This is a genomic window from Ferrovum myxofaciens (assembly GCF_000735045.1).
Taxonomy (GTDB): Bacteria; Pseudomonadota; Gammaproteobacteria; order Burkholderiales; family Ferrovaceae; genus Ferrovum; species Ferrovum myxofaciens.
Genome location: NZ_JPOQ01000550.1, coordinates 1 through 253, shown reverse-complemented (window position 1 = coordinate 253; position 253 = coordinate 1). Strand labels below are relative to the sequence as shown.

The following is a 253-nucleotide window of genomic DNA, read 5'->3' as shown; positions in this document are numbered from 1 at the left end:
CCCGGATGGGACCCGTGAAGTCCGCAGTTTCGAAGCCACCCATGTCGGGGCCCTGTTTCATCTGGATGGGCATCAAGGGTCTCTCAAGGTCCTGAACCGGCAGGGCGAATGGATCACCCCAATCGCCCTGGGCGTGATCGACGATCATTCGCGCCTGATCTGCCACCTGCAATGGTACGCCCACGAGAACACCGAGTGCCTGGTGCACTGCGTCTCCCAAGCCCTGCAGCGACGGGGTTCACCCAGAACGATT

Annotated in this window: 1 pseudogene; it reads left to right on the top strand. The window is 61.7% G+C overall.

What is annotated here, in order from left to right:
* A pseudogene (locus tag IV91_RS18785) lies at positions 1-253 on the top strand (IS481 family transposase); the annotation flags it as partial.